10 protein-coding genes and 1 tRNA gene are annotated in these 12,872 nt (G+C 38.6%); 6 read left to right on the top strand and 5 right to left on the bottom strand.

The features are described from left to right. Positions 1 to 414 precede the first annotated feature (414 nt). Complete coding sequence (locus CWD90_RS23660) at positions 415 to 555, top strand: transposase (protein ID WP_317045740.1); 141 nt, start codon at positions 415 to 417, stop codon at positions 553 to 555. 180 nt (positions 556 to 735) lie between these two features. On the opposite strand, the gene CWD90_RS20575 is transcribed toward CWD90_RS23660, so the two are convergent. Further along, positions 736 to 807 (bottom strand) — tRNA-Gln (locus CWD90_RS20575). Between the two features lie 285 nt (positions 808 to 1,092). Here CWD90_RS20575 and CWD90_RS20570 point away from each other — a divergent pair. Continuing rightward, the gene (locus CWD90_RS20570) at positions 1,093 to 4,425 is read left to right on the top strand and encodes a DUF2723 domain-containing protein (protein WP_103477939.1); all 3,333 of its coding nucleotides are present in this window, start codon (positions 1,093 to 1,095) and stop codon (positions 4,423 to 4,425) included. Positions 4,426 to 4,481: 56 nt separating this feature from the next. Here CWD90_RS20570 and CWD90_RS20565 read toward each other — a convergent pair whose 3' ends face one another. From CWD90_RS20565 to CWD90_RS20555, 3 genes are all read right to left on the bottom strand, one after another. Further along, a complete protein-coding gene (locus tag CWD90_RS20565) occupies positions 4,482 to 4,778 on the bottom strand; it encodes a thioredoxin family protein (RefSeq protein ID WP_103477938.1) in 297 nt (98 codons plus the stop codon). Between the two features lie 90 nt (positions 4,779 to 4,868). Further along, positions 4,869 to 6,098: a metallophosphoesterase gene (locus CWD90_RS20560; RefSeq protein ID WP_103477937.1), complete on the bottom strand. Its 1,230-nt coding sequence runs from the start codon at positions 6,096 to 6,098 to the stop codon at positions 4,869 to 4,871. Between the two features lie 50 nt (positions 6,099 to 6,148). After that, positions 6,149 to 6,877 (bottom strand): copper homeostasis protein CutC, encoded by a 729-nt coding sequence (locus tag CWD90_RS20555; RefSeq protein WP_103477936.1) that lies wholly within the window; start codon positions 6,875 to 6,877, stop codon positions 6,149 to 6,151. 42 nt (positions 6,878 to 6,919) lie between these two features. Between CWD90_RS20555 and CWD90_RS20550 the strand changes: the two genes are divergently transcribed. Together CWD90_RS20550 and polA are read left to right on the top strand one after the other, a co-directional pair. Then, positions 6,920 to 7,915, top strand: a complete 996-nt coding sequence (locus tag CWD90_RS20550; RefSeq protein WP_103477935.1) for an isoaspartyl peptidase/L-asparaginase family protein — start codon at positions 6,920 to 6,922, stop codon at positions 7,913 to 7,915. 44 nt (positions 7,916 to 7,959) lie between these two features. Continuing rightward, entirely contained in the window at positions 7,960 to 10,806 is a 2,847-nt protein-coding gene (polA, locus tag CWD90_RS20545) for a DNA polymerase I (RefSeq protein ID WP_103477934.1), read from the top strand. Positions 10,807 to 10,894: 88 nt separating this feature from the next. Here the strand turns inward: polA and CWD90_RS20540 are convergent, their stop codons facing one another. Next, entirely contained in the window at positions 10,895 to 11,398 is a 504-nt protein-coding gene (locus CWD90_RS20540) for a hypothetical protein (RefSeq protein ID WP_157941286.1), read from the bottom strand. Positions 11,399 to 11,802: 404 nt separating this feature from the next. On the opposite strand from CWD90_RS20540, the gene rplM reads away from it, so the two are divergent. Next, on the top strand, positions 11,803 to 12,258 hold the full coding sequence (gene rplM, locus CWD90_RS20535) for a 50S ribosomal protein L13 (RefSeq protein ID WP_103477943.1): 456 nt from the start codon (positions 11,803 to 11,805) through the stop codon (positions 12,256 to 12,258). Then, positions 12,258 to 12,644 (top strand): 30S ribosomal protein S9, encoded by a 387-nt coding sequence (gene rpsI / locus CWD90_RS20530; RefSeq protein WP_103477932.1) that lies wholly within the window; start codon positions 12,258 to 12,260, stop codon positions 12,642 to 12,644. Before rplM ends, rpsI begins: the two co-directional genes overlap by 1 nt. The last annotated feature ends 228 nt before the right edge of the window (positions 12,645 to 12,872 follow it).

Raw genomic sequence — 12,872 nt, 5'->3', positions numbered from 1 at the left:
GCAGAATCGTTCAATGCAAAAATAAAAGCTTTTAGGGCACAGTTCAGGGGTGTGAAAAATGTAGAATTCTTCCTTTATAGACTAACTACAATCTTTGCATAAACACAACAATTGGTCTTGATCCGAAAAAAGATTGGGGGAAATTCCTAAAGTTAATCGACGACCCGGAAAACATGCACGAAACATGGAAAGACTGGTATAAGTCATACCTAAAAACAAAAATTAGTTTGACCTCACAAGGTTTAACTATAAATGACTTTGTTCTTGATTTGAATGAATTAAGGAATTACTGCTTGACTAACAACCATACAGGTAGCGTACACAAAACTGGCCCATTGGTACAAAGATGTGGAAAATACGGGATTTAGGGCATTCAATACGATTACCAATACCATTTCCCTCAATTATAGGTAGATCCTAAACTATTTTATAAATAGAAGCACCAATACTTCCGCAGAATCGTTCAACGATAAAATAAATACATTCAGAGCACAATTTAGAGGTGTTAGAAATACAGAATTCTTCCTAATTAGATTAACTCAACTATTTGCATAAATATCCAAATATCTAGAAATTGTTCTTGATTTCTTATTTTCAGTGCTGAATATTTAATAAAGAATAAAATAGATTCAAATGAATAATCTTTTAGTGATTGAAAAACCCAATTTGTTGTACCTATGTTGTACCTGAAAAATAAAAATCCCCTGAAACCAATAGAATCAGGGGATTGCAACGTTGGCCTACTAGGACTCGAACCTAGAACGACTGGACCAAAACCAGCTGTGTTACCAATTACACCATAGGCCACTACCTCGTTTGAGCGTGCAAATTTAGAACAAAGTTTTATATGCACAAATATTTTTGAGCATATTCCAAAAAAAATAAAAACATATTCTTTCGAACCCTTATAATTCAGGGGTTTTAGCTAAACTATTAGAACTCCTATTCAAAGCTGGTCTCATCAGGAACATTGCCCATAGACTGTCAATAATGGATTCTTTGCCCTATAAAACATGTTAAAGGTTTATGAAATATATATCCCTTTATATTATTAAATTAGTAAATTCGCCCTTCGGATAAACGACAAACCGCATGTTTTCAAAAAATTTCAAGAAATGGGACACCATCACGGGATGGTTTGTTTTTTTTATAGCCCTTATAACTTACAGCATAACCGTTGAACCCACTAGTAGTTTCTGGGATGCCGGTGAATATATTTCAACTGCAGCTAAATTACAGGTTGGACACCCTCCAGGAGCACCTTTACTACAGATGATCGGGGCATTTATGGCGATGTTTGCCTTAGAACCCTCACAGGTTGCCAAGATGGTGAACCTCGTTTCCGGGGTTTCCAGCGCCTTCACCATACTTTTCATGTTTTGGACCATTACCAACCTAACTAGAAAACTTATTCCCAAGGAAGAAATCATCACCAATAGTAAAGCTTTGGCAATTCTAGGCAGTGGATTAGTGGGATCCCTAGCCTTTACCTTTACCGATAGTTTTTGGTTCAACGCCACAGAAACAGAGGTCTACGCCATGGCCAGTTTAATCATGTCATTATTACTATGGCTTGGATTAAAATGGGTGGACGATTTGGAGAATCCTAGAGGCAATAAATGGATTATACTCATCGCCTATGTGGTAGGGCTTACATTTGGAATTCAATTTATGGGCTTCCTAGCCATTCCTACCATTGGTCTATTATACTATTTTAAAACCTACAAAACCACTACAATAAAAAATTTCCTTTTGGCAAATATTATCGTAGTGGCCATATTGATGTTGGTCTATAAGTTTTCCCTGACCTATGTATTGAATGTTTTTGGTTGGAGCGAGGTATTTTTTATCAACACTATTGGCCTACCATTTAACTCCGGCACCATAATAATGGGCCTCATTTTTATTGCAGTCTTCTACTGGGGATTAAGATATACACGTAATAACAACTATACTATAGCCAATACCATTGTGCTTTGCCTAATGTTTTTATTTTTAGGGTTTTCTTCTTGGCTAATGTTGCCCATTAGAGCAAATGCAGACGTGGTTATCAATGAAAATGACCCTTCGGATGCCCGGTCTTTATTGGCCTATTACAATAGGGAACAATACCCTGGAGTAGATAGTCCAGTTTATGGTGCATACTATTCGGACACTTTTGCCCCTGCCGGGGATGAAAAAGATGAGAAACCCAAATACGAAAAAGACCTAAAGGCCGGTAAATACATTATAGTCAATAATTACAAAGATGCCCTACAAGGGCCAAATCCTCTGCACGTTGGTCTTCTTCCGCGTATGTGGAGCGAACAAAATGCAGAGAATTACATGAAGTATTTTGATCCGCTGACTTTTAAGATCAAATCGGATTATCTTGGAAACAATGAATTAAGGGATGCCGTAAACCAATTTAAAGACGGTTATGCCAAGGGAGAAATAGACACTTCCCAATATATGAAATTTCTAAGGGAGTTTGGCGAATACATCCAAGTTGAGCCTCCAACCGTTATGCAGAATATCAAATACATGTTCGAGTTCCAATTTGGCTACATGTACTGGCGTTATTTTATGTGGAACTATGTTGGCAAGCAAGATGACATCCAAGGCAGATATGACAATCACGGGAATTGGCTAAGTGGCATAAACTTTATTGATAATGCCCGACTAGGAAGTCAGGAAAACCTCCCAAGCGATATTAAGAACAATAAAGGAAGAAATACCTATTTCTTCTTGCCACTGCTACTGGGCATTATTGGTCTTATCTTCCAAGTAAGCAAGAATCCCAAGCAATTCTGGGCATTGTTTGTGTTCTTTATGTTCACAGGTATTGCAATTCAGTTTTATACCAATCCTGCCATTTTTCAACCTAGGGAGCGGGACTATTCCCTTGTTGGTTCCTTTTATGTTTTCGGCATATGGATAGGACTTGGTGTATATGGGCTTTTTGATGAATTCCAAAAATTGTTAAGTCCCAAGATTTTGGCTCCGGGCTTGACTATCTTATGTCTTTTGGCCGTACCTGGGGTTATGGCATTCCAAAACTGGGACGACCATGACCGATCAGATCGATTTACAGCAAAGTCCACCGCAAAGGCGTACTTGCAATCCACTAAGGAAGATGCCGGTGCCATTTTGTTCACCATAGGGGATAACGATACTTTCCCACTGTGGTACGCTCAAGAAATTGAAGGATTCAGGACAGATGTACGTGTAGTAAATACTAGCCTTTTTGCAACTGATTGGTACATAGACCAAATGAAGAAGAAGGCATATGAAAGCGACGCTATACCTTCACAACTTACACATGAGGTGTACCGTTGGGGCTCAAGGGATGCGATATACTTCAACGAACTTACTGAAAGTAGATGGGACATTAAGGACTTTATGAACTGGGTCGGAAGTGATAAAGACCAAACAAAATTTAGAAGTATTCTTCAAAAGAAGGGTGCAGATTTAAGTCAGTACTCCGAAAGCAATTTGGATGTGGTTTTTTATCCTACCAATAAAATTAGGGTACCTGTAAATAAGAAAAATGTCTTAGAGAGTGGATTGGTGAAGGCAAAAGACTCGGCCCTGATTGTAGACTACATAGATATAGACCTTCCAAAAAGCGCGCTACCCAAAAACCGCATCCTCATGTTGGATATTATCGCCAACAATGATTGGAAGCGCCCCATATATTTCTCTGGAGGAAGTTTTGACCCGGCAGAGTATATTTGGATGAAGGATTACCTTCAATTGGATGGCCTAGTTTACAAACTGGTCCCTATTAAAACAACAAATAGAAGTTCTTACGAAATGGGAAGGGTAGATGCCGACCTTATGTACGACATCGTAAAAAAATGGGATTGGGGCAATGCCGGAAGCGCGAATATTTATCACGACGTCCAAACCCGTACACAAGGACTCTCATATAGAGGTAATTTAGCCCGACTTACCGAAACATTGATCAACGATAACAAGATAGAAAAGGCAAAGGATGTTATCAATATTGCAATGGAGAATATGCCTGTTGAATATTTTGGTTATTACGCTTTTGTAGAGCCCTTTGTAGATGGCTATTATAAAGTAGGGGAAACCGATAAAGCCAGAAGTCTATTTCAAAAACTTAAAATTATTTATCAGGAGCGATTGGATTACTTCGCCAATTTACCTTTTGAGGAACAACGTCTCTTCCTTGACGAAATTATTCCGGATTTGGAGGCATACAGTAGAAATATAGATATTCTGATTACCAATCAGGATAAGGAGAATGCCGAAAAGGAGACTCTTATTTTTAATGAATATATTGCGAAGTTCGAACGATTTTACCGTAACGACCCCATGGAGAATATACAGGCTCCGACATCGGATCCAGATATAATGGACTCCACTATTATGGACGTCATACCAGAAGAAGAATTGGACAGCATTGCAATTCCCGAATAAAGAATATAAAAAAAACCGAGACATATGTCTCGGTTTTTTTATACGTTTTAAATTAACTATAGATACTCATTAAGGATACCTATAAGAGTATTTGCATCCTGTTCCCCGCTCTGCCTCCAAACCATCTCACCTTTCTTGTATATCATCAAGGTGGGCAAACCTTTCACTCTTAAGGCCTGGGAAAGCTCTTTATTCTTATCCACATCGATCTTAATAACTTTACCCTTATCGCCCAAAGCGGCGGCTACATCCCGAAGTACAGGATGCATGGCTGTTGACTGTTCGTTCCACTCTGCGTAAAAATCCAATAGCACAGGAACACTTATATCAATTAATTCACCAAATTTAGACATATACTATACGTTGGGTTATAAATCAAAAATAAGAAAAAATGTTAAAACACAACCAGTGCTATCATTTTTTCGGGAAGCTAGCTGTAAAAATCACGTTAAAGACTTCTTTTTTAGGGTTATTACTGTAATTTCTGGCCATATACCCACTCTTCCAGGATACCCTAAAAAGCCAAATCCTCGGTTTACATTGATCGTTTGACCCAATTCTTCATAGACCCCTGCCCAATATTTATATCTCCATTTTGCAGGACTCCATTTGATCCAACCAGGAATTTCTATTCCAAATTGCATACCATGTGTATGCCCGCTTAAAGTAAGGTGATAATGATAATCATCCTTTAAGACCTGATCCTCCCAATGTGAAGGGTCATGGCTCATTAGAATCTTAAAATCATCCTTATTAATTTTGGATGCTGCCTTCTTTAGGTCTCCTGCCTTCTTAAATCCTCCCCGACCCCAATTTTCAACTCCGATCAAAGCAATTTTATCCTCCCCTTTTTGCAAATACCTACTGTCATTGAGCAATAGATCAAAACCCATTTCCTTTTGCAAATTTTTAAGGTCGGTCAAATTTTTACTCTTGGCTTCCTCGGTTTCCCATTCCACATAATCCCCATAATCATGATTCCCTAAAACAGAAAACTTACCATCCTTGGCGTTTAATGTTGAAAATAGGCCTTTCCATGGAAGCATTTCCTCTGCCATATTATTCACCATATCCCCAGTAAATAGCAATAAATCACTTTTTTGCCTATTAATTAGGTCAATAGCGTATTCTATCTTCTCCCTATTATCAAAACTTCCGCTGTGCACATCCGATATTTGGGTAATTTGATATCCGTCGAAGCTACTGGGCAAATCATCAAATTCCAAATTATATTTAAGCACCTTAAAATTATACTTCCCTTTCACCATGCCGTACAACAAGGCAGAGAACGGCAAGGCGGCAATACCCATGGCCAACGTACTTAAAAAGCGCCTCCGCTGAGGAAGACTAAACTCCTTTGTCCCTCCAAATATTTTGTGATAGCTAGCGGTAACAGCTCTAAAAATATCCTCGGAGAATAAAAAAACTATGGTTATCAACATAAAAGTGAGCATAGCAAGCAACAGCCCAAAAGCATAACTTTTTGGAACGCTCAGGACCCTACCCGGGGCATCACCCATGGTAAATTGATAAATGAAATTGCCCAAAACAAAGAGTGATAGTGCCATATAGACAAAATAGACCCAAGGATAACGCGTTACAGCCTTTAACGCTTGCAAGGAATAAATTCCAAGTATAATGTAGATGACAATAAAAACAATCCAACGTAGCATTCCTTATTTTTTTAGTAAAGATATTGGTTTCAAAACCATTTGGCTGTTTTTTACTTTTGTTTAACTAGCCGCACAACTTCCTTAATGTTTTCCAGATTGCTAATTCCAATTTCATCATCCCTAAGAAAACTAGGCGTGCTCATTGGAACTACTGGTGTATGATCTAGCGTCTTATGAAATTCTATTCCGGACAAATGAACCGCCCCAAAGCCTTTCTTCTTAAATTCCAACACATTCGCATCCCGTATACCACCTCCTGGCATAATAACAATTTCCTTAGCCTTTTTTAACAACTCGGATAACAAGTCGATCCCAGCAACAGAAGAATCCTTTTGTCCAGAGCTCAATATGGTATCCACTTCCAATTCCTCCAATTGCTTCAATGTTAAAATAGGATCCTTTACCCAATCAAAAGCTCTATGGAAAGTAAATTGCATATGCTTAGATAATTTGATCAATTGGTTTGTTCTTTCAACATCCAAAGTAAAGTCCTTATGCAATACACCTGAAACAATACCATTAAAACCCAGTTCTTGGCACAATACAATATCTCTTTTCATTACCTCAAATTCTAGATCGGAGTAGGTAAAGTCGCCACTTCTAGGCCGGATCAAAACATTTATAGGAACAGAAATATGTTCCCTTATCAATTTCAACATCCCAAAAGAAGGGGTTACCCCCCCTACCCCCAGTTCGGCACATAACTCAATTCGGTCAGCACCAGCTTTTTGGGCATTTACCGCAGATTCTAAAGAATTGGCGCATATTTCTACAATCATATTTCTTATATTTAGGACCTTAAAATTAAGTAACACAATCTTATGAAAAGAAGAAATTTCCTTAAAAATTCCACGCTGAGTACTGCCGGAATAATATCAGCGCCCCTTTTTGCATCCTGTCAAGAAACAAAAAAGGAACTACCCATAGCTGCAAATACCCCTGTAGGCGTAAAGCCTATAGTAATTTGCACTTGGAATTTTAAGAATGCCACAGCAAAGGCTTGGGAAGTATTAGAAAAAGGAGGGTCTTCCTTGGATGCCGTGGAACAAGGTGTAATGATAGAGGAAGCAGACCTTAGCAATGAGACCGTTGGGAACGGAGGCAGACCGGACAGGGATGGCCATGTCACCTTGGACGCCTGTATTATGGATAAAGACGGTAACTGTGGAGCTGTACTATGCATGGAAAATATAGCTCATCCTATTTCTGTTGCGAGAAAAGTAATGGAGGACACCCCTCATGTGATGTTGGCGGGAAAAGGAGCGGAACAATTTGCTTATGAAAAAGGGTTCCCAAAAACCAACCTACTGACTGAAAAAGCTAAAAAAGATTGGTTGGAATGGAAAAAGAAATCTAAATACGAAACCATTATCAATATAGAAAACCACGACACTATCGGCATGCTGGCCATTGATAAAAATGGAGATATCTCAGGAGCTTGTACCACAAGTGGAATGGGTTACAAAATGGCAGGACGCGTTGGCGATTCCCCAATAATAGGTGCCGGACTATTTGTAGACAATACCGTTGGCGGGGCAACAGCAACAGGTGTTGGGGAAGAGGTAGTACGAACAGTTGGCAGTTTCTTGATCGTAGAACTAATGCGTCAAGGGAAATCGCCACAAGAAGCTTGTGAGGAAGGAGTAAGAAGGATTATGGAAAAGAACAAAGACAGGAGAGATTTTCAAATTGGGTTTATAGCCATAAATAAAAATGGAGAAACGGGTGGCTACTGCATACATCCAGGGTTTAGCTACAGTAGTTATTCGGAGGCTGGGCAAAGCAACAATACAACGGAGACTTTTTTGAAATCCTAAATATCAATTTCACAGAACCCATATCTTAATAAGAATCAAAAATAATGGCAGAACAAAAAAGACTTTTCTTACTTGATGCATACGCGCTCATTTTTCGTGGTTACTACGCACTTATCAAAAATCCAAGAATAAACTCCAAGGGAATGGACACTTCTGCCATAATGGGATTTATGAATTCTTTATTGGACGTTATAAGAAGGGAAAAACCAGACCATTTGGCCGTTTGTTTCGACAAGGGGGGCAGTGCCGACCGTACAGAAATGTTTGCCGAATACAAAGCCAATAGGGATGCCACTCCAGACGCCATAAAAATTGCGGTACCCTACATACAAAACATATTAAAGGCCATGCATATTCCTGTCGTGGAATTACAAGGAATGGAAGCTGACGATATTATTGGCACCTTGGCCAAGCAGGCTGAAAAGGAAGACTATAAGGTATTCATGGTTACACCTGATAAAGATTTTGGACAGTTGGTCTCCGAAAACATCTTTATGTATAGGCCGGCCAGATTAGGAAACGGCATAGAAATATGGGGTATCCCCGAAGTCCAAAAACGATTTGGCGTTGAACGTCCCGAACAGGTTATAGATTATTTGGGAATGATGGGCGATGCCAGTGACAACATCCCTGGGTTACCAGGCGTTGGTGATAAAACCGCTAAAAAATTTATTGAGGAATTCGGTTCCATGGAAAATTTACTTGCCAATACAGATAAGCTGAAAGGCAAAATGAAGGAGAAGGTCCAAGAAAATGCCGAACTTGGAATCCTATCCAAAAAACTCGCTACTATATTTATAGATTGCGATGTAACCTTTAATGCCAAGGATTATGAACTCACCATGCCCGATGGTGATAAAGTTCAGGAGATATTCGAGGAATTGGAATTCCGAAGACTTAAGGACCAATTCCTAAAGCTCTTTTCCGAGGCATCTGATGAGGGCAGTACAAATAACGGAAAACAGGAGAGTAGCCCAGCTTCAATAAAGAAACCTGCCGAGGCAGGTGGTGGTCAATTTTCCTTATTTGGTGGTGACGGACAAGTAACTGGGGGTACAATTAAGGAAGTATCCAGCAGAAAGAATATTACTGAAGTTTCGCACGTATATCAAAGCGTTCTTACGGGCATGGCTATGAAACTTTTTATCCAAAATTTAACAAAGCAATCCTCCGTTTGTTTCGATACAGAAACTACAGGGTTAAATCCGCTTACAGCAGAGCTGGTAGGTATTGCCTTTAGCTGGGAAGCCGGCAAAGGATTCTATGTTCCCTTTCCCGAAGACAGATCGGATGCTCAACAGTTAATTGAACAACTGCGACCTTTTTTTGAAGCTGAAAGTATTGAAAAAATTGGGCAAAATTTAAAATATGATATCAAGGTATTGCACAAATACAATGTATCCGTAAAAGGCAAATGTTTTGATACCATGCTGGCCCATTACCTCATAAACCCAGATATGCGTCACAATATGGATGTGTTGGCGGAAACTTATTTAAATTATACGCCTATTTCCATAACCGAACTAATCGGAAAAAAAGGAAAAAATCAATTATCCATGAGGGATGTTCCCTTGGACAAACAAACCGAATATGCTGTAGAGGATGCAGATATCACTTTTCAATTGGCCCAGCACTTTAGACCTGAATTGAAAGAGGCAAACACCGAAGAATTATTTAATGATATAGAGATTCCCCTTTTACATGTCTTGGCGGACATGGAACAGGAAGGCATCAATTTGGATAAGGCATTTTTGAATTCGCTCGCCAAGGATTTGGACAACGACATTAAAAACTTGGAATCAAAGATTTACAAGGAAGCAGGGCAAGAATTCAATATTGCTTCACCAAAACAATTGGGTGAAATACTTTTCGACAAATTAAAGCTGGTGGACAAACCCAAAAAGACCAAAACGGGTCAATATTCTACAGCGGAAGATGTATTGTCCTATTTGTCAAAGGACCATGAAATTATCCGGAGCGTATTGGACTTCCGTGGTCTTAGCAAACTAAAGAGCACCTATGTAGACGCACTACCCGAACAAATAGAAGAAAGCACTGGCAGGGTACATACAGATTATATGCAAACAGTAGCAGCTACGGGCAGATTAAGCAGCAACAACCCTAACCTTCAAAACATTCCCATACGCACAGAACGGGGCAGACAGGTACGAAAGGCATTTATTCCAAGAGACCAAAATTACACCTTATTGGCGGCGGATTATTCGCAGATAGAACTACGTATTATCGCTGCCTTAAGTGAGGAGACAACCATGATAGAAGCGTTCAAAAACGGAGAAGACATTCACGCTTCTACAGCGTCCAAAGTATTTAACATCCCCTTAGAAGAGGTTACAAGGGAACAACGTAGCAATGCCAAGACGGTAAATTTCGGAATTATATATGGTGTATCTGCATTCGGATTGAGCAACCAAACGGACCTATCACGAGCCGAATCCAAAGAACTTATAGAAACCTATTATAAGACCTATCCCAAGTTGCGCAACTATATCAGTGAACAAATAGATTTCGCTAGGGAGAACGGATACGTCCAGACAGTATTGGGCAGGAGAAGGTACCTTAAAGATATTAACGGCAGCAATGCCATTGTTCGGGGAGCTGCAGAACGCAATGCCGTAAACGCTCCGATACAGGGAAGTGCTGCTGATATCATAAAACTTGCGATGATCAATATTCACAATAAGCTAGAAGCAGGAAATTACAAAAGCAAAATGCTCCTTCAAGTCCATGATGAATTGGTTTTTGATGTATTTAAACCTGAATTGGAGGAATTAAAGACCATGATCAAATCCGAGATGGAAAATGCCTACAAATTATCGGTGCCCTTGGATGTAGAATTGGGTGTAGGGAATAATTGGCTGGAAGCACATTAAGCCAAAATCAATTTAAAAGAAAAAGCGGCATAATCTAGGCTTAATCTATGAGCATTCCGCTTTTCATTATAATATATTTTTCCGAATCCTATTTTCTTTTAAAAATAAGTTGTCCGCCCGCATTTAAATTTGGAATATCCAAATCAGTCGCATTAACAGTCATAACATCACCATCTATAGTGACATCTACCACAATAATTTGTTGATTTTCATCGGTATAGGTTAATTTACCATTCTCATAAACATACATTGTAGTTTCGGTATCCTTTTCTGTTGGACAAGGAATATCAAATCCATTCCCCTCGGAATTTAAACCGATTTCAAGATACTGAACAGAATTTTCAATAATGACAGTAAAATCTTCTTGAAAATTGAAATTTAGGACATAACAGTCTTTCAATGTTAGAAATTTCAATAAATCCCTGGCGCTTTTTTCATCATCACTGGCTGTATCATTATTAACTTTTAACTCATATGCCTGCCAGACCCCCACGATTTTATCATCTTTGGAACTATCATTATTACTATCCGAAGAACATGAAAAGAAAAGACCGCTAACAAGAAAAAGTAGTAAAAATTTAAATTTCATCATTTTAAAATTTATTTCGTTTAAAAAGCTAACGTATTATAAGACAAATTAGTATCCCAACAACACAATTACACCAATCTCTTTATATCCTCTTGGACCACCTAAAAAATAAAACAAAAATTCAGCCCTATCCCTCGTAAATCAAGAAAGTAACCCAACTACCTTTGCAGTATTTAGAATTATTAATATGACAAATGGCCCTATTCAGATTTGAAGCAAACCAGAAGCCTCCTAGCAAGTAAAAAGTATTTATTTGGATTAAAAGTGTTTGCAAAATTCACCTCGATAGCACATTATTGGAAAAAACTATAAATAATAAGAAACAACCATTTGGAATTCAACTTAATAATTGTACATTTGCAGCCCGTTAAACGGGATTGAAGTGTTTAATCAATAAATATATTAGTGTGGATACATTAAGCTACAAGACGATTTCGGCCAATAAGGCGACCGTTGACAAACAATGGTTACTAGTTGATGCTGAAGGAGAAACATTGGGCCGTCTTGCTTCTAAAGTAGCGTTGTTACTTAGAGGGAAGCGCAAGCCTAATTTTACACCACATGTTGATTGTGGGGATAATGTTGTCATTATCAATGCAGAAAAAATCAACCTGACCGGAAAGAAGTGGGATTCAAAAACCTACGTTCGCCATACCGGTTATCCAGGAGGCCAGAGGTTTACAACGGCTAATGAAATGTTGGCTAAAGATCCAGCGCGTATAGTAGAGAAATCGATAAAAGGTATGTTGCCCAAGAATAAATTGGGTGCAGAGCTTTTCCGTAATCTTAAGGTATATGCTGGTACAACCCACAATCAAGAAGCACAAAAACCAACAGCAATTAACTTAAACGATTTTAAGTAATGGAAATGATTCATAAAATTGGTAGAAGAAAAACTGCAGTTGCCCGAGTTTATGTTACTGAAGGAAAAGGTAACATTACTATTAACAATAGAGACTTAAGCAACTATTTTCCTACGGCAACATTACAGTACAAAGTAAATCAGCCATTTGCCTTAACTAACAACGAAGAAAACTTTGATGTTAAAGTTAATGTATATGGTGGCGGTATTACAGGACAAGCGGAGGCTGTTCGTTTGGCTTTATCCAGAGCATTATGTGAAATGGATGCCGAGCACAGATTGGTTCTTAAGCCAGAAGGTCTTTTAACTAGAGATCCAAGAATGGTTGAACGTAAGAAATTCGGTCAAAAGAAAGCCCGTAAGAAATTCCAGTTCTCCAAACGTTAATACTGCATTAACAAAACAAATACTGATATTCAGCAGTGTTCTTGATTATCATCTGGAATATTTTGCAAGTTTCGGTATAATTTTTAATTGTTCATTGAAAACCCTTGTCATAGGGTAAGTAATAATCCTGAATATAAACCATTGGTTTTCCTCTAAAGAAAATCCAATGAACTTATATTTTGGATAAATTAGTTTAGCATCTAAATATTAAAGGCTCCCAAAGGGTAC

Origin of the sequence: Arenibacter catalasegens (assembly GCF_002909235.1) — a bacterium.
In the GTDB taxonomy this organism is placed as follows: domain Bacteria; phylum Bacteroidota; class Bacteroidia; order Flavobacteriales; family Flavobacteriaceae; genus Arenibacter; species Arenibacter catalasegens.
The sequence above is the reverse complement of the archived record's forward strand: the minus strand, read 5'-3'. Positions and strand labels throughout refer to the sequence as shown.